Genomic DNA, 16648 nt, shown 5'->3' on the forward strand with positions numbered 1-16648 from the left:
AGATTCTAAAATGACCGACAACACCATCAATAAAGCCTTCGAAGCCGAGTGCCAGGCAGAAATCGCCCGTCAGGGCGATGACCAGAAACTCACCGGTCTGGCCCGGGATTTCTTCAACGAATCGGCCAAGCACAAGTACAGCTACCACTTCTCCTGGATGGGCCGTCCGATCATTCAACTGCCGCAAGACATGATGGCAATGCAAGAGATCATCTGGCAGGTCAAGCCCGACCTGGTGATCGAATGCGGTATCGCCCACGGCGGTTCGATCATCTACTACGCATCCCTGCTGGAACTGCAAGGCCATGGCGAAGTGCTGGGCATTGATCTGGACATTCGCGCGCATAACCGCGAAGCCATCGAAAATCACCCGATGAGCAAACGCATCAAGATGATTGAAGGTTCGAGCATTGACCCTGCGATCGCCGCCCAGGTACGCGCTGCTGCCGAAGGCAAGAAAGTCATTCTGGTACTCGATTCCAACCACACCCATGACCACGTGCTGGAAGAACTGCGTCTCTACGCGCCACTGGTCTCGGTCGACAGCTACTGCGTCGTGATGGACACCGTGGTTGAAGACATGCCGGCCGACTTTTTCCCGGACCGTCCATGGGGCCCGGGTGACAACCCGAAAACCGCGGTGTGGAAGTACCTGGAAGAAAACAAGGACTTCGAAATCGACCAGCAAATGCAAAACAAATTACTGATCTCCGTGGCGCCGGACGGCTACCTGCGTCGCGTTCGTTAATCTAAAAAAGTTCAGGTTCTTGGCGATTGGCCGGTTGTGGGGATAGACAGATGCAAATGCAAAACAGTGCTCAAAACAATGGTGCGCCGCTGAACGAGCGGTTGACGGTGGTGGTGATTTCCCACAACCGCAGCGCGTTCCTGCGACGTACCTTGCAGTACTACAGCAGCTATCCCTGCACGGTGCTGGTGCTCGACTCTTCTGTCGAAGGCGAAAAGCACATGGCCCGGGATTTTCCTTCGGTCGACTATCGCCATTTGCCGCAGTTCACCTACAAAGGCTTCCAGGACAAGCTCACTTATGGTGTCACTCAGGTCACCACACCGTACATGGTGTTTGCCGCCGATGACGATTTCCTGCTGCATGGCGCGTTGACCGAGTCGCTGGCGTTTCTCGAAGCCAATCCGGACTACGGCCTGTGCCATGGCTACGGGATGATGTACCTGGCACGCGGCACGGAAGTGAATTACTACCGTCGCGACAGGCGCGTCCAGGAAGACTACAACGCTCAGCAGCCTGAAGACCGGCTCATGGCGTTCATGGGCCAGTTCCTGCCTCCGTTCTATGCGGTCACTCGCACCGATCTGCTGCAACAGTGGTACAGCCTGTTGCCAGCCGGAACCAGTTTCGAGTGGCAGGAAATCGGCCATACGTATTTCTTGCTGGCCTGTGCCAAGGCACGGATTCTGCCGATTCCGTTTGCGGTGCGAGAGGCAAACTATGGTGGCTCGGATCACAATACCAACGTCCTGACCGTGCTGACGTACCAGGACGCTAAATCGGTTGCCGAGCGTGATCAGTTCGCCGGGTTCCTGGCGTCCTTGCCAACGCAGTTCAGCGATCAGGATCCCGCCCGGGTCAAGCAGATTGCACTGGACAGTTTTGCCGCCATGGCCGAGTGCCTGCTTGAGGGGCGTTCGCTCAAAGGCAATATGATTTTCCGTTCAGCCTGGATCGAGGCGGGTCAGGAGCCGGTTCGTTCGTTTGCACCAGAGCAGTTCGTTGAAATGCCGTTCTACAACAAACCGATGTTCGATCTGCTGACCGAGTTCGAGTTTTTGTTGCACGCCATGCCAGCCGGTCGTTTGCAGCTTCAGGAGCTGGAAGGCATTTTGCTTCGCCAGACCGAACTGATGCGCGTCCAGCCCAATGACAGTGATCGTTCTCTGCGTGCCCGGCTGTGGGAGGCCCACGGGCTCAATCTGTTCAACCGTTCGGTGGTCAAGCGTCTTGTCGAATCCCTGATGGGGACCGAGGAAGAGGCTGAAGGGATCCGGTTGCAAGCCTGGGCCGAGCGTCTGGATTCGGTCCCCGGGCAAGATGACCGCGCGCTGTTCAAGAGCATGCCGTCCGGTCGTCTGCTCGACTGGCTCGAGGCACGCGATCCCGATGCCGGGCAATTGGCCGCGATTGCCAGCCACCTGGCCGTGCACGGTGGCGGTCCGCAGTTCGGGATTCTGCTGTTGGACCTGGAAGCGGACATGGTCAAGTTGCAGGCGACGTTCGACAGCTTGGTCAATGGTCATTGCAAAGCCTTCAAGGTCGTGGTCTTCACTACGGGTGACCTGCCCGCAACCACGTCCGTGAATGACACCGTGCACTTTGTCAAAGTCAGCACTACGAACTATGTAGAGCGCATCAACCAGGTTGTGAATCAGTCGAGCGCCGACTGGATGCTACTGGCCGAGGCGGGTGATCAAGTGACATCCAGTGGCCTGCTGCGGGCCAGCCTTGAGTTGTTGGGGGCAGAAGGTATCCGTGCGGTGGCCATGGACGAAATCCAGCGTCAGGCCAATGGCGCCCTGACGGATGTATTCCGTCCGGGAGTGAACCTCGACTTGCTGCAAACCGTCCCGTCCTTGATGGCCAGGCATTGGCTGATCAAGCGTGAAGTGCTGGTTCAGGCCAAGGGTTTCTCACCCGAGTACCCTGCGGCGCTGGAGTTTGACCTGTTGCTGCGTTTGATCGAGGACGGCGGCCTGGCCGGTCTGGCGCACCTGGCCGAGCCATTGCTGATCAGCCATGCGCCGGTCGAAGAAGAGAACACTGAGGAGCGCCGGGTGCTGACGCGCCATCTGACCAAGCGTGGTTACCGTGGTCAGGTCAGCTCGGCATTGCCGCAGACCTGGCAGATCGATTACCAGCACGCCGAGCGACCACAGGTCTCGATCATCCTGCACAGCCAGGACAACCTTGAGCATCTGCAACGGGCACTGGTCAGCGTGCTGCAACGCACTCGATACCAGCGTCATGAAGTGCTGATCGCCGATAACCACAGCCAGTCACCCGAGCTGGTGGCCTGGCTGAGCAGCCTGGAAGGCAAGGGCGAGCGCATTCGTATCCTGCGCAGCGGCCAGCGTCTCAGTGCATCGGCGTTGCACAACCTGGCGGCTAACGAAGCCAAGGGTGAATACCTGGTGTTGCTGTCGGCCGAGGCCGAAGTATTCAACGCCAACTGGCTCGACGCCATGCTTAACCAGGGGCAGCGGCCGGAAATCGGCATCGTGGGTGCCAAGTTGATGGATATTCGGGGGGTGACGACCCAGGCCGGTTTGGTTCTCGGTCTCAATGGCCTGATTGGCTCTGCTTTTGTTGGCGAACGCAAAGACGCCAAGGGCTATCTGTTCGGTCATCAGGTCGAGCAGAACTATTCGGCAGTGTCCGGTGCCTGCCTGATGATCCGCAAGGATGTGTACCTGGCAGTTGGTGGCCTGGACGAAGAGCATTTCGACGAGGCGTTTGCCGATATCGACCTGTGCCTGAAAGTCGCCGACGCCGGCTATCTGACCGTCTGGTGCCCGCAAGCCCAGTTGCTCCACCCGGGGCAGTTGCCTGATAAACCTCAGTTGGCCGAAGCCCTGCGTGACAAATGGCAAGCGCGCTTCGCACAGGATGTTGCCTACAACCAGAACCTGGCCCTGACCGGCAAGGGCTTTACCCTTCGCCAAGCGTCCAGTGTGAACTGGGCGCAGTTGCTCGCATAAGCCTGGCTGACAGGTAATAGGACTCAAGGCATGTTTAACGGTAAATCTATTTTCATCAGTGGCGGAACCGGCTCGTTCGGGCGTAATTTCATCCGCCGTTTGCTTGAGCAATACCAGCCCAAGCGCGTGGTGGTGTTCTCCCGCGATGAGCTCAAACAGTACGAAATGCAGCAGACGTTCAACGCACCGTGCATGCGTTACTTTCTGGGTGATGTGCGCGATGCCGAGCGTTTGCGTCAAGCCATGCGGGGCATCGATTACGTGGTGCATGCCGCGGCACTCAAACAGGTGCCGGCGGCGGAGTACAACCCGACCGAATGCATTCGCACCAACGTCAACGGCGCGGAAAACATCATCGCCGCCGCCATCGACAATGGCGTGAAGAAAGTCGTGGCGCTGTCCACCGACAAGGCCGCCAGCCCGATCAATCTGTACGGCGCGACCAAGTTGCTTTCGGACAAGCTGTTCGTCGCCGCCAACAATATCGCCGGTGAACAGCAAACCCGGTTTTCCGTGGTTCGCTATGGCAACGTCGCCGGCTCTCGAGGGTCAGTGGTGCCGTTCTTCAGCAATCTGATTGCGCAAGGCGCGAAAGAATTGCCGATTACCGATGAGCGCATGACTCGCTTCTGGATCACGCTGGATCACGGTGTGCAGTTCGTGCTCGATAGCTTCGCCCGCATGCACGGTGGTGAAGTGTTCGTGCCAAAAATCCCGTCGATTCGCATTGTCGATCTGGCCTTGGGCATGGCTGAGCATCTGCCGCACAAACACGTCGGTATTCGCCCAGGGGAAAAGCTCCATGAGCTGATGGTGCCGTTGGATGATGCACGCATGACCCTGGAGTTCGCCGACCACTACACCATTCAACCGTCGATCCGCTTCACCAGTGTCGACGTGGACTTTGCCGTGGATAACCTGGGCGAGCGGGGCCGACCTGTCAGCGAGGACTTCGAGTATCGCTCCGATACCAATCCGCGGTTTTTGTCGGTCGGCCAGATCGCCGATCTGCATTCGGGGTTGTCGGCATGATTCCCTACGGTCGGCAAAGCCTCGATCAGGCGGACATCGATGCGGTGGTCACCGTGTTGCAATCCGATTGGTTGACCCAGGGGCCGACTATCGAGCGTTTCGAACAGGCGATGGCTGAACGCTGCCAGGCGGATTTTGCCGTGGCGGTATGCAACGCTACGGCGGCGCTGCACATTGCCTGTCTCGCCGCCGGGCTTGGACCGGGCGATCGTTTGTGGACCACGCCGAACACCTTTCTGGCCTCGGCCAACTGCGGCCGTTATTGCGGTGCGGACATTGATTTTGTCGATATCGACCCGCTGACCTGGAACCTCGATGCCCATCTCCTTGCCGCCAAGCTTGAACAGGCTGAGCGCGAGGGCAGTTTGCCCAAGGTGCTGGTGGCGGTAGCGTTTTCAGGTCAGAGCTGCGACATGCGCACGATCGCAGCACTGGCCGATCGCTATGGTTTCACGGTGATCGAAGATGCCTCCCATGCGGTTGGCGCGTCTTATGCGGGACGCCCGGTCGGTTGTGGTGAGTTCGCGGCGATGACTGTGTTCAGTTTCCATCCGGTGAAGATCATCACCAGTGCCGAGGGCGGCATGGTCTTGACCAATCGCCCGGAGCTGGCCGAACGGCTGCAGCGTCTGCGCTGCCACGGCATGACCCGCGACCCACAACAGATGACTGAGCCCAGCCACGGCCCGTGGTACTACCAACAAGTGGAGCTGGGCTTCAATTACCGCATGACCGATTTACAGGCGGCCCTTGGTTTGTCGCAGCTCAATAAGCTTGAAGACTTTATCGAGCGCCGACGTGCGCTGGCTGCCCGGTATGAGCGCCTGCTGGCGAATTTGCCGTTGACGTTGCCAGGTGCGCAGTCAGAGGCTGATTCAGCCTGGCATCTGTACGTGGTGCGGTTGCAGGCGGATCGGATCGCGCTTGGCCATCGGCAAGTGTTCGAAGGCTTGCGAGCGGCCGGGGTGGGGGTGAACCTGCACTACATCCCGCTGCATTTGCAGCCGTACTATCAGGGCCTGGGTTTTACCGAAGGTGATTTTCCTCAAGCGGAACGTTATTACGCCGAGGCAATCAGCTTGCCACTGTTTCCGCTCTTGACTGATGAACAGCAGGATTATGTGGTCGAGCAACTTCGACGACTGATCAAATGAATGTCGCCATGGGGCGGCTGATGGGAATGTGTGATGCGTGAGCTGAGCGAACAGGAAAAATTCTGGCAGGGTGACTTCGGCGACCAGTACGTAGGCCGCAATGTCGGGCAGTCGCTGGTGGATGCCAATCATGCGTTGTTCACCAGGGCACTGACGCGCGCAGGGCAAATTGAAAGTCTGTTGGAGCTGGGCACCAATGCCGGCAACAACTTGCTGGCGTTGCGTCAATTGTTGCCGCAATGCCAGTTGTTCGGTGTCGAGATCAATAGCAGCGCCTGCGCCCAGGCACAGGCGCTGGGGGTGGCGCACATCTGGCACGGTTCGCTGTTTGATTTCCCGCGTGAACGTACCTTTGATCTGACGTTGAGCAAGGGGGTGCTGATCCATCTGGCGCCCCAGTTGCTGCCTGCCGCCTATGCGCAGCTATATGAGTTGAGCGAGCGTTACATCCTGATTGCCGAGTACTACAATCCGACACCGGTGGAAGTGTTGTATCGCGGCAACAGCGGTAAGTTGTTCAAGCGCGATTTCGCCGGTGAAATGCTTGACCTCTACGATGACTTGCAATTGGTCGATTATGGATTCGGCTACCATCGCGATCCGCAATTGCCGATGGATGATGTCACTTGGTTCCTGTTGGAAAAACGTCGTTGAACAGCGTCGCAATCATTCCGGCCCGCGGTGGCAGCAAGCGCATACCGCGCAAGAACCTCAAGCTGTTTGACGGCATGCCGATGATTGCTCGTTCTATCCACACGGCGATCGGTTCAGGGGTGTTTGATCAGGTTGTGGTCAGCACCGATGACGAAGAAATCGCCGAGCTGGCACGCTCCTGTGGGGCGCGAGTGCCGTTCATGCGACCGGCAGAGCTCAGCGATGATTTCACGGGCACCGCCGCGGTCATTGCGCATGCCCTGGAAACGTTGCAACGACAGGGGCAGGACTTTGAATACGCCTGTTGTGTCTATGCGACGGCGCCGTTATTACAGGCGAAGTACTTGCAAGAAGGGCTGCGTGCGCTGGAGCAGCAGCCTGAGAAGTCCTTTGCTTTTTCGGTTTGCGATTTCGGCTTTCCTGTCCAGCGTGCCCTGTGTGTTGATGAGCAGGGCGCCTTGACGGCGTTGTACCCTGAATTCCGCAATACCCGCTCTCAGGATTTGCCGGTGGCCTATCAGGACGCCGGGCAGTTCTATTGGGGGCGCAGCGATGCCTGGCTGCGCGGCGACATCTTGTATTCACCCAAAAGCCTGCCGGTCATCCTGCCGCGCTATCTGGTGCAGGACATCGATACGCTGGAGGACTGGAAGCGCGCCGAGTACTTGTATGCGGCATTGAAGGCCGGTGGTGAACTGCAATGAGAGTGCTGATCCGCGCCGACGCTTCGTACACTATCGGCAGTGGCCATATCGCCCGTTGTATGACGCTGGCCAGAGTGATGCGCCAACAAGGCTCCCACGTTGCCTTTGCGTGCCGGCAGTTGCCTGGCAATCGTCTGGACAGTTTGGCGGCGCAGGGCTTTGACACCATTGCACTGCCGGCTCACTACAGCGATGAAGACCCGCAGCAAGCCATTGAATCAATGCTGCCGTGGGCGGCGGATATAGCCGCGCTGGATCTGGCGTTGAAGCACCAACCGCCATTCGACTGGATCATCGTCGATCACTACGGCCTTGATCATCACTGGCAAACCGCCGCCCGACGTTGGGCATCGCGCATCGCCGCGGTGGATGACCTGGCCACGCGTCGCTACAACGTCGATCTGTTGCTCAATCAGAATTTGTCCGGCACGCCCCAAGCCTATGCCGGGTTACTGCCACAGGGCTGCCAAACCTTGCTCGGCCCGCGATTTGCCTTGCTGCGCGAAGAGTTCTGCGGCCCGGCAATCGAGATCAAACCCAGGGCCAAACGCGTATTGGTGAACTTTGGCGGCTTTGATGCGGCGATGCAGACCCATCAGGCCATGCTGGCGCTGAGGGATTTCGATGAATTGGAGGTCGATTTCGTGGCCGGGGCCGATAATCCGGCCTGGACGCAGATGCAAGCGTTGGCAGTGGGGCGTGCGCACTGGCGGTTGCACAGTTTTGTCGGCGATTTTCACCGTTTGATGGCACAGGCTGATCTGTTTGTCGGTGCCGGTGGCGGCACCAGTTGGGAGCGGGCAGCCATGGGACTGCCGACCATCAGTATTGCGGTGTCGAATAATCAGCAGGCCAACGGCGAGGCGATGGCGGTATCAGGCGCGCATGTGTTCATGGGTGCCCGCGAGGCCCTCAGTGTCGAACAGTTGCGGCAGGCCATCGGGTTTGTCGCCAGTAACCAGGGCTTGAGACAAAGCCTGGCCGAGCGTTCCCGGTCATTGGTCGATGGACGTGGCGCGCAGCGGGTTGCGGCGGCACTGGCCGGTGCGGTGCTGCAGATTCGCCGGGCTACGCTGGACGATGCGCGCTTGCTGTTTGATGGACGCAATGACGAAGTCGTGCGGCGCTGGTCGATGAATGCGCAGACGATCGACTGGTCGCAGCATCAACAGTGGCTGGCGGCGAGCCTGGGCGATCCGCAGCGATTGTTGTTGATTGCAGAGGCCGATGACGGTCCGGTCGGTGTTCTGCGTTACGACCTGCATGGGCTTGATGCAGAGGTTTCGATTTATCTGTTTCACCAACGCCATGGCCTGGGTTGGGGCAAGGCCCTGCTGACCCGTGGCGAAGCCTTCGTACGCCGTCACTGGCCGCAACTCAACGCCATCACCGCCCAAGTCTTGCCCGCTAACCAGCCGTCGCTGAAGCTGTTCAGTGAGTCCGGTTTTACTCAGAGTGCCTGTGCGTTTACTCGCGCCTTGAAGGATCTCCCCCATGACTAGTTTCAAAATTGGCGAGCGCTTGATCGGTGCCGACGCGGCACCCTTCATCATTGCCGAAATGAGTGGTAACCATAACCAGTCGCTGGAGGTGGCTTTGCAAATCGTCGAAGCCGCGGCCAAGGCCGGGGCCCACGCGTTGAAGCTGCAAACCTATACCGCCGAGACCATGACCCTGGATTTGGCCGAAGGTGAGTTTTTTATCAAGGACTCCAACAGCCTCTGGGCGGGGTCATCGTTGTATGCGTTGTACGAAAAGGCCCATACGCCCTGGGAATGGCACGCACCGATTTTCGCCCGGGCCAAAGAATTGGGGATGCTGGCGTTCTCGACACCGTTTGACGATACCGCCGTCGACTTTCTTGAGAGCCTGGACGTACCGGCCTACAAAATTGCCAGTTTCGAGAACACTGATTTGCCGCTGATCCGTCGCGTGGCGGCCACTGGCAAACCGCTGATCATCTCCACCGGCATGGCCAGCATTGCCGAGCTCGACGAAACCGTGCGTGCGGCCCGTGAGGCAGGGTGCAAGGACCTGGTATTGCTTAAGTGCACCAGCACTTACCCGGCGACTCCAGCCAACAGCAACGTACGCACGATTCCACATCTGCGTGAGTTGTTTGGGTGCCAGGTCGGGCTTTCCGATCATTCGATGGGCGTTGGTGTTTCCGTCGCCGCCGTGGCGCTGGGGGCGACCGTGGTGGAAAAGCATTTCACCCTCGACCGCGCGGCAGGTGGTGTAGACGCCAGCTTCTCCCTGGAGCCGGCAGAGCTGGCCAGTCTGGTGGTGGAAACGGAGCGTGCCTGGCAGGCCTTGGGCCACGTGCAATATGGCGTGACCGAGGCTGAAAAAAAGTCCCTGGTGTATCGCCGCTCGCTGTATGTCACCCAGGATATGGCTGCCGGAGAGGCCTTCACAGCCGCCAATTTACGGGCCATTCGTCCGGGACTGGGGTTGGCCCCAAAACACGCTGAAAGCCTTCTGGGCCGCCACGCCCGCCAGGCCATCAAGCGCGGAACGCCGCTGGAGTGGGCGTTGGTTGAGTGACCCTTTGCGTCGGGATTCGGCAAAATAGCGTGACCTGTGAGTCAGAACGCGCATCTTCACTGTATTGTATAGACCGGGAAGATGGCGCCTGAGCCTTCGCAAGGTTCAGTGATGGCCCTCTATCCTTCCCGCAGCCGCTCCTGGCGGGAGGCTGAATATTTGATTATCGGCGCCCCTCGATTCCTTGCGAGTGGTGGTTTTGGGCTGTTTTTTATTGGGAAGCCGTAATGATTGGCATAAAAAGCATTGCGAGCTACGTTCCTGTAGCCGGCTTGGACAACTACGCACAAGGTGCAAAATTCGAAAAGGATGAAGAGTTCATCCTGGGTAAGATCGGTTCCGCCTTCCTGCCGCGTAAAGACGCGGAGCAAGAAACCTCGGACCTGTGTGTCGAAGCAGTCAACGCACTGTTTGCCAACAACCCGGATTTGAAGCGTGAGTCGATCGACGCGCTGATTGTCGTTACCCAGAACGGTGATGCCGAAGGCTTGCCACATACTGCCGCTATCGTTCAGGACAAACTGGGTTTGCCGACTTCAGTCGCCGCATTCGATATTTCCCTGGGGTGCTCGGGCTATGTCTATGGCATCTATGCGATCAAGGGTTTCATGGAGGCAGCAGGGCTTAAAAACGGCCTACTGGTAACGGCTGACCCCTATTCGAAGATCGTCGACCCGGAAGACCGCAACACCACCATGTTGTTTGGCGACGCCGCCACGGCGACCTGGATGGGCGAGAACCCGGTCTGGGCGTTGGGCAAGGCCAAGTTTGGTACGGACGGTTCCGGTGCGCCGCACTTGAAGGTCACCGATGGCGTGTTCTACATGAACGGTCGCCAGGTGTTCAACTTCGCACTGCTGAAAGTACCGGCGCACTTACACGAGCTGCTTAATGACAGCGGCCTGAAGGCTGAGGAGATCGATGCTTTCTGCATTCATCAGGGCAGCGCGGCGATTGTTGATGCGGTAGCACGGCGCTTTGAAGGCGAGCCGGAGAAATTCCTAAAGGACATGGTCGAGACTGGGAATACCGTGTCATCAAGCATTCCTCTGCTGCTGGAGAAACACGTGCTGGACTCCAGTTGGACGCGCATTGCGCTCAGCGGTTTTGGTGTTGGCCTGTCGTGGGGCTCGGCGATTATCTATCGTCCTTGATTCCTGAAACCCGGGCACAAAAATAGCGTTCAAGGTGTAACCTTGAGCGCTATTTTTTTGCCTGATCGAAAGCGAGGCTCCATGAGCGAAATCTTTGAGCGCAACATCGACGTGATACAGCGCCGTTGGCCGGCTCTGGCCGTTCGTTTGCTGGTTGAAGATACGCAACGGTTGCAGGCTGATCTGGTGGAGGGGCTGGGCTCGACCCTGAATATCAACGGCATTCAGCTGACCAGTCGCCATGACCGCCTCCGCGAGGCCGTGCTCCAGGCGAACAGCCTGCCGGCCAACAGCCAGGTATTGCACATTTATGGCACCGGCCTCGGTGATCTACAGGTCGAGCTGTTGTTGCGTACCGGTTTCGAGCGCTTGTGCGTGCACATCCTCAACGGGGCGGTATTCGCTCTGGTCCTGCAACTGCTGGATCAGCAGCCCTGGCTCAATGATCCTCGAGTGGAACTGCGTTATGCCGGGGATCTGACGGAAATTCAGCTGCCGTACTTTGCCTTGCCGTCAGAGTTGGTGTTGGCAGATGACTTCAACGCGAAGATTCGCGATCGATTGATTAGCGAAACTCACCTGGCTTTCAATAATCGTGAGTTCGATCCGCAAGCGCCGGAGATCGTTCAGCGCTTGCAGGCCAGTTTCAATCGGGTAAAGGCCGATGGTGACGTGGCCGAGCTATTCGGTGTGCGAAAAGGGCAGGAGGTGTTCGTCATCGCCACCGGGCCGAGTCTGGAACTGCACTTCGAGGCATTACGCGCTCTGCGCGATCAAGCGGAGCGTCCGCTGTTCCTCTGTGTCGACACTGCCTATCGACCACTGATAAACCACGGTATTCACCCCGATATTGTGGTCAGCATCGATCAGCGTATCTCGGCTCGGCATTTGCCTGCGCAAGGCACGTCGGGCATCAGCCTGGTTTACATGCCCATGGTCGATCCTCAGGTGTTGGAGGCCTGGCAGGGCCAACGGTATGCCGCTTACTCCGCCAGCCCGATTTACCAGGCATTGCGTCGCCAGTTGCCTAGAGGCGAGCTCCATCACGGCGGCAGTGTGATTCATCCGGCGGTGGACCTGGCGGTGAAAATGGGGGCGGCACAAATTACCCTGTTCGGTGCAGACTTCGCCTTCCCCGGTGACAAGACCCACGCCGGTTGGGACGACGGTGCCTTGGGACCGCAACTGGGGGCAGCCAGGCACTGGGTACTGGATGGTCACGGGCAGAGGATCAAGACCCAGCTTAACTTCCGCAGCTACCTGTGTGAGCTTGAGCGTTTTATCACTGGCCACCCTCAGGTGCGCTTCTATAACAGCAGTCGGGCCGGGGCAATGATTGCCGGTACGGAGTTTCATCCGGAGTGGACGGTATGAGCGCAGTCGCGTCCTTTATCAGCGAGGCCATACATTGTGCCGAGATGTTCCGTCTTGGACGGGATGTGGAAGCGGGGTTGGCGATGATCGAGCTGGCCACCAGGTTGCAGGCGTTCTTCGACCATGCCCCGGCAGACGTCCAACAGCAGTGGCCCGTCTTGCTCGGATGCCTGCTGGAATGTCAGGAGGCGCAAAATTGGTTGGCACTGGCCGACTACCTGGAATATGAGCTGCCTCAGCTCCTGGCTGGCTGACAGTCTGTCCTTTTAAACAGTTTTCCCTCTAGCGGATGCCGACGCGTCCCTGCGCTTTCGTCGTCGGCATTTTCATGACGCCATTTTTTCGTGCTCGCGGTGCTGACAAGCCCTTGATTTACAAGGATGGCATCGTGATGGCAATTTTTTTTCAAAATCCCCTAAAGCAAGTTGCGATCCCGACGATAACTATTACGAAGGTTCTCTAGGCCATACCCGGCGGTTGCCAGGGCCGGAAGCCGCAGTACCCAACCAACGAGGAATTCGTCATGGCTTTAACTGTAAACACTAACGTTACATCGTTGAACGTTCAGAAAAACCTGAACCGTGCTTCCGACGCTCTGTCGACTTCGATGACTCGTCTGTCCTCCGGCCTGAAAATCAACAGCGCTAAAGACGACGCCGCCGGCCTGCAAATCGCTACCCGTATGACTTCGCAGATCCGTGGTCAGACCATGGCGATCAAAAACGCCAACGACGGTATCTCGATCGCTCAGACCGCTGAAGGCGCGATGCAAGAATCGACCAACATTCTGCAGCGTATGCGTGAACTGGCTGTTCAAGCACGAAACGACTCGAACGGCACCGACGACCGTGCTGCTCTGAACAAAGAATTCGCGACCATGTCGGACGAGCTGACTCGTATCGCCAAGTCGACCAACCTGAACGGCAAAAACCTGATCGACGGCACCGCTGGCACCATGACCTTCCAGGTTGGTTCCAACACCGGCGCTACCAACCAGATCACCATCACTCTGGCTAGCGGCTTCGACGCAGCTACTCTGAGCGTAGGTTCGGCTACTATCGCTGTTACCGGTACTGACAGCGCCACTGCTGAAGCCAGCACCAAAGCTGCAATCGACGCGATCGACAAAGCTCTGAAAACCATCAACTCCAGCCGTGCGGACCTCGGTGCTGCTCAGAACCGTCTGACCAGCACTATCTCCAACCTGCAAAACATCAACGAAAACGCCAGTGCTGCACTGGGTCGCGTACAAGATACCGACTTCGCTGCTGAAACTGCACAGCTGACCAAGCAACAAACTCTGCAACAAGCTTCGACCGCAGTTCTGGCCCAGGCCAACCAACTGCCATCCGCTGTACTGAAACTGCTTCAGTAATAGCTGGGTGAGTTTTGGCGGGGGAGTGCGCATGTCGCGCTCTCTCGCTTTTTACTTTAAGAGGTGATGGACATGGATATGAGCGTCAAGCTGAACTTGTCTTATCCTGCGTCCCAGCAGGCGCCGACGACTGTTGCCGATAAGCCTGCGAGCAAGCCTCTAGCGGAAACTGCGCCAGTGGTTGCCGTCAAGGATGAAGGTAAGAACGATCAGACCGAGCAGGAAAAACTGAAGATGGCCGTTCAGGAAATCGAAAAGTTCGTGCAGTCGGTCAAGCGTAACCTGGAGTTCTCGATTGATGAGCCCTCCGGCAAAGTTGTAGTCAAAGTGATCGCCAGTGACTCCGGTGAGGTGATTCGTCAGATCCCCAACGAAGAAGTCCTTAAGCTGGCCAATAGTTTGAATGATGCAAGTAGTCTGTTGTTCAGCGCAAAAGTCTGACAACTGGCACGAATTTTGTTGCCATGTTCTTTTGGACGTTGTAGTGGTCAAAAGACCGGCGAGACACTGAAGGGAGATCTACATGGCAAGTCCAATTTTACCGGGTCTGGGCTTGGGTTCCGGCCTTGATACCACGGCTATCGTCAAGGCGCTGGTCGATTCTGATAAGGCGGCCAAGCAAGGTCAGATCGATCGCGGGACGACGGCTAACACCGCAAGCATCTCCGCCATTGGTACCTTGAAGTCCTTGATGGCAGCATTCAGCAAGTCCATGACGGATTTGGGAAGCACCACCAGCCCACAGTTTCCGGGTTATGCTGCGACCTCCTCGGATGTGAAAATCCTCACGGCCACCGCCAGTAACACGGCAGTGGGCGGCAACTACGTCGTAAACGTTGGGAACTTGGCCACATCGTCCAAAGTAGCCAGTGCTGCTTTTGCTGGTGGTCAGAGCAGCGCTATTAGTTCTGGTACGTTGACCATCAGCCAGAGCGGCAAGAATTACAATGTCAGTGTCGGCGCGGGGGCGACCCTGCAATCGGTTCGTGACTCGATTAACGCTGATAGCTCGCTCAAGCTCGCGGGCGTCAGTGCCAACATCGTCACGGATTCCTTTGGTTCGCGCCTGGTGCTGGGCTCGAGCAATACGGGGGCGGGCTCTGATATTTCCGTTAGTGGCATTCCGGAACTCGCCATCAACGGCAATACCGTCATTGGCACCAGTGGTTCTCCAATGACCGCCACGTCCGCAGGCACTATCGGTGCACTGGCGGTCGATGCCAACTTCACCATTGACGGCATGGCCTTGACCAGTAAAACAAATGCGGTCGATAAGGCTGTTACTGGCCTGACGTTGAACCTGGTGGCCACAGGTACGTCGACCGTGACCGTGGCAAGTAACAACGATGGCTTGAAGGCTTCAATCCAGAAGTTTGTCGATGCCTACAATGCCATCGCCAACGGCATCACGAAGTTGACCACGCCTTCGGTCGATGCAGACGGTAAACCGGTTTCGGCGGCATTGACGGGTGATGCGCTACCTCGCTCGATCCTGTCGACCATTCGCGGACCTTTGTCGGAAACAGGTGCTGGTGACAAGCTCACGGTGCTCGCGCAGTTGGGGATTACCACCAACCAGAAGACCGGTGCCCTTGATTTCGACAGCACCAAATTCACTGCGGCAATGAACGATAAAAAGCTGGGTGGTGAAGTCCAGGAGATGTTCACGGGGACTAATGGCCTGCTTGAGCGGATGACCAAGGCAATTACGCCTTACACCGAAACTGGCGGTATTCTTGATCAGCGCACCACCAGTCTCAACAAGACTTCAACCAAGCTGGCTGCCGATCAGGCAGCACTCGATCGTCGTGTAGAAACACTGACGGCAGTGCTGACCAAAAAGTACAACGACATGGATACCCTCGTCGGAAAGCTAAAGGCCACGGCCAGCAACATCACCTCGATGTTCGAAGCAATCACTGCGCAACAGAAGAACAGCTGATAGGCCCAGGCGCCAAAAGCCCGGCAACGTTTGAGCGTGCCGGGCTTTTTGCATTTGCATCTAAAGTTTTTTGACGCGTCGTCGATACGCTGTTTATACGGACCAAAAAATTCAGATGAGGTACAACATGAATCCAATGTTAGCCCTTCGCCAGTACCAGAAGATTGGCGCTCAGGCGCAGACTTCCGAAGCCAGTCCGCATCGGCTGGTGCAGATGTTGATGGAAGGTGGTCTGGATCGTATTGCTCAAGCCAAGGGCGCCATGGAGCGCAAAGACATCCCCAACAAGGGCGTTTTGATTGGTAAGGCCATCGGTATCATCGGCGGTCTGCGTGAAGGTCTGGATCTTGAGAATCAGGCTGAGGCCGTAGGGGAGCTGGATAATCTCTATACCTACATGATGAAGCGATTGGCGGAGGCCAACATCAAGACTGACCCGTCGATTCTCGACGAAGTTGCAGATTTGCTTCGCACTGTCAAAGACGGGTGGGATGCTATCGCCGAGCCGGGTCCGCAGTTTTAAGGAGATCACCATGAGTCTTGTATTGCAGCGAATCGAACAAGCCCGAGACGCCCTGGTGGGTGCCCTGGCCGAGCGTAACTGGGAAGCCATCGGTGAGTTGGATCTGGCTTGTCGTTCCTGCATGGAAGACGTTTTAAGTGAGGCTTCGGTGGATGAGGTGGCGTTGCGCGATAACCTTGAAGAGTTGCTGGGGGTCTACAAGCAGCTGCTTGAGGCGGCAACTGGAGAAAGGCAGGCGATAGTCGACGAGATGTCGCAGATCAACCAAGCACAAAAGGCATCAAAGGTTTACCATCTGTTTGGTTAATTGACGCCAGTTAATCCAAACGTAGTGCGCCATAAATTTGACTGTGCACGGTTTTTTGACTTAACTAGTGGCTGTTTGCAGATTTCAGTCGTCTTCAGGCATATCCTGCCTGCAAGCGTATAGCTTGCCCCCGCATTTTGGGCATTGAGT

16 protein-coding genes are annotated in these 16648 nt (G+C 57.4%); all 16 read left to right on the forward strand.

The genetic code is table 11. The features are described from left to right. Positions 1–10: 10 nt before the first annotated feature. The 16 genes from ACSFE6_RS16980 to ACSFE6_RS17055 all read left to right on the forward strand — a co-directional run bounded on the left by ACSFE6_RS16980 (position 11) and on the right by ACSFE6_RS17055 (position 16498). Complete coding sequence (locus tag ACSFE6_RS16980) at positions 11–748, forward strand: cephalosporin hydroxylase family protein (protein ID WP_435428709.1); 738 nt, start codon at positions 11–13, stop codon at positions 746–748. 50 nt (positions 749–798) lie between these two features. Beyond that, positions 799–3732: a TIGR00180 family glycosyltransferase gene (locus tag ACSFE6_RS16985; RefSeq protein WP_435428710.1), complete on the forward strand. Its 2934-nt coding sequence runs from the start codon at positions 799–801 to the stop codon at positions 3730–3732. 30 nt (positions 3733–3762) lie between these two features. Continuing rightward, positions 3763–4764, forward strand: coding sequence for a UDP-N-acetylglucosamine 4,6-dehydratase (inverting) (pseB, locus tag ACSFE6_RS16990; protein WP_435428711.1), 1002 nt, complete (start codon positions 3763–3765; stop codon positions 4762–4764). Beyond that, positions 4761–5918 (forward strand): UDP-4-amino-4,6-dideoxy-N-acetyl-beta-L-altrosamine transaminase, encoded by a 1158-nt coding sequence (gene pseC, locus ACSFE6_RS16995; protein WP_435428712.1) that lies wholly within the window; start codon positions 4761–4763, stop codon positions 5916–5918. The genes pseB and pseC overlap by 4 nt, the downstream gene beginning before the upstream one ends. A gap of 33 nt (positions 5919–5951) precedes the next feature. After that, positions 5952–6572, forward strand: a complete 621-nt coding sequence (locus tag ACSFE6_RS17000; protein WP_435428713.1) for a pseudaminic acid biosynthesis-associated methylase — start codon at positions 5952–5954, stop codon at positions 6570–6572. After that, the gene (pseF, locus tag ACSFE6_RS17005; RefSeq protein ID WP_435428714.1) at positions 6569–7276 is read left to right on the forward strand and encodes a pseudaminic acid cytidylyltransferase; all 708 of its coding nucleotides are present in this window, start codon (positions 6569–6571) and stop codon (positions 7274–7276) included. Before ACSFE6_RS17000 ends, pseF begins: the two co-directional genes overlap by 4 nt. After that, on the forward strand, positions 7273–8778 hold the full coding sequence (gene pseG, locus ACSFE6_RS17010) for a UDP-2,4-diacetamido-2,4,6-trideoxy-beta-L-altropyranose hydrolase (RefSeq protein WP_435428715.1): 1506 nt from the start codon (positions 7273–7275) through the stop codon (positions 8776–8778). Before pseF ends, pseG begins: the two co-directional genes overlap by 4 nt. Next, complete coding sequence (gene pseI, locus ACSFE6_RS17015) at positions 8771–9823, forward strand: pseudaminic acid synthase (protein WP_435428716.1); 1053 nt, start codon at positions 8771–8773, stop codon at positions 9821–9823. Before pseG ends, pseI begins: the two co-directional genes overlap by 8 nt. A 227-nt stretch (positions 9824–10050) precedes the next feature. Then, entirely contained in the window at positions 10051–10977 is a 927-nt protein-coding gene (locus ACSFE6_RS17020) for a ketoacyl-ACP synthase III (protein WP_435428717.1), read from the forward strand. 81 nt (positions 10978–11058) lie between these two features. Further along, positions 11059–12351 (forward strand): motility associated factor glycosyltransferase family protein, encoded by a 1293-nt coding sequence (locus ACSFE6_RS17025; RefSeq protein ID WP_435428718.1) that lies wholly within the window; start codon positions 11059–11061, stop codon positions 12349–12351. Continuing rightward, positions 12348–12605, forward strand: coding sequence for a hypothetical protein (locus ACSFE6_RS17030; protein ID WP_435428719.1), 258 nt, complete (start codon positions 12348–12350; stop codon positions 12603–12605). The genes ACSFE6_RS17025 and ACSFE6_RS17030 overlap by 4 nt, the downstream gene beginning before the upstream one ends. Positions 12606–12874: 269 nt before the next feature. Beyond that, positions 12875–13726, forward strand: a complete 852-nt coding sequence (locus ACSFE6_RS17035; protein WP_435428720.1) for a flagellin domain-containing protein — start codon at positions 12875–12877, stop codon at positions 13724–13726. Positions 13727–13798: 72 nt separating this feature from the next. Then, positions 13799–14167, forward strand: coding sequence for a flagellar protein FlaG (locus ACSFE6_RS17040; RefSeq protein WP_435428721.1), 369 nt, complete (start codon positions 13799–13801; stop codon positions 14165–14167). 82 nt (positions 14168–14249) lie between these two features. Next, entirely contained in the window at positions 14250–15668 is a 1419-nt protein-coding gene (fliD, locus tag ACSFE6_RS17045) for a flagellar filament capping protein FliD (RefSeq protein ID WP_435428722.1), read from the forward strand. Between the two features lie 127 nt (positions 15669–15795). Beyond that, on the forward strand, positions 15796–16191 hold the full coding sequence (gene fliS / locus ACSFE6_RS17050; RefSeq protein WP_435428723.1) for a flagellar export chaperone FliS: 396 nt from the start codon (positions 15796–15798) through the stop codon (positions 16189–16191). 10 nt (positions 16192–16201) lie between these two features. Beyond that, entirely contained in the window at positions 16202–16498 is a 297-nt protein-coding gene (locus tag ACSFE6_RS17055; protein WP_435428724.1) for a flagellar protein FliT, read from the forward strand. The last annotated feature ends 150 nt before the right edge of the window (positions 16499–16648 follow it).

The organism is Pseudomonas baetica, from assembly GCF_051216495.1.
GTDB lineage: Bacteria > Pseudomonadota > Gammaproteobacteria > Pseudomonadales > Pseudomonadaceae > Aquipseudomonas > Aquipseudomonas baetica_B.

Excerpts from the sequence above, each read along its gene's own strand:
- ACSFE6_RS17020 (WP_435428717.1), top strand. The coding sequence starts at position 10,051 with ATGATTGGCATAAAAAGCATTGCGAGCTACGTTCCTGTAGCCGGCTTG.
- pseG (WP_435428715.1), top strand. The coding sequence starts at position 7,273 with ATGAGAGTGCTGATCCGCGCCGACGCTTCGTACACTATCGGCAGTGGC.
- ACSFE6_RS17025 (WP_435428718.1), top strand. The coding sequence starts at position 11,059 with ATGAGCGAAATCTTTGAGCGCAACATCGACGTGATACAGCGCCGTTGG.
- ACSFE6_RS17000 (WP_435428713.1), top strand. The coding sequence starts at position 5,952 with ATGCGTGAGCTGAGCGAACAGGAAAAATTCTGGCAGGGTGACTTCGGC.
- ACSFE6_RS17035 (WP_435428720.1), top strand. The coding sequence starts at position 12,875 with ATGGCTTTAACTGTAAACACTAACGTTACATCGTTGAACGTTCAGAAA.
- pseI (WP_435428716.1), top strand. The coding sequence starts at position 8,771 with ATGACTAGTTTCAAAATTGGCGAGCGCTTGATCGGTGCCGACGCGGCA.
- ACSFE6_RS17030 (WP_435428719.1), top strand. The coding sequence starts at position 12,348 with ATGAGCGCAGTCGCGTCCTTTATCAGCGAGGCCATACATTGTGCCGAG.
- pseC (WP_435428712.1), top strand. The coding sequence starts at position 4,761 with ATGATTCCCTACGGTCGGCAAAGCCTCGATCAGGCGGACATCGATGCG.
- ACSFE6_RS17055 (WP_435428724.1), top strand. The coding sequence starts at position 16,202 with ATGAGTCTTGTATTGCAGCGAATCGAACAAGCCCGAGACGCCCTGGTG.
- fliD (WP_435428722.1), top strand. The coding sequence starts at position 14,250 with ATGGCAAGTCCAATTTTACCGGGTCTGGGCTTGGGTTCCGGCCTTGAT.
- ACSFE6_RS16985 (WP_435428710.1), top strand. The coding sequence starts at position 799 with ATGCAAATGCAAAACAGTGCTCAAAACAATGGTGCGCCGCTGAACGAG.
- ACSFE6_RS16980 (WP_435428709.1), top strand. The coding sequence starts at position 11 with ATGACCGACAACACCATCAATAAAGCCTTCGAAGCCGAGTGCCAGGCA.
- pseB (WP_435428711.1), top strand. The coding sequence starts at position 3,763 with ATGTTTAACGGTAAATCTATTTTCATCAGTGGCGGAACCGGCTCGTTC.
- ACSFE6_RS17040 (WP_435428721.1), top strand. The coding sequence starts at position 13,799 with ATGGATATGAGCGTCAAGCTGAACTTGTCTTATCCTGCGTCCCAGCAG.
- fliS (WP_435428723.1), top strand. The coding sequence starts at position 15,796 with ATGAATCCAATGTTAGCCCTTCGCCAGTACCAGAAGATTGGCGCTCAG.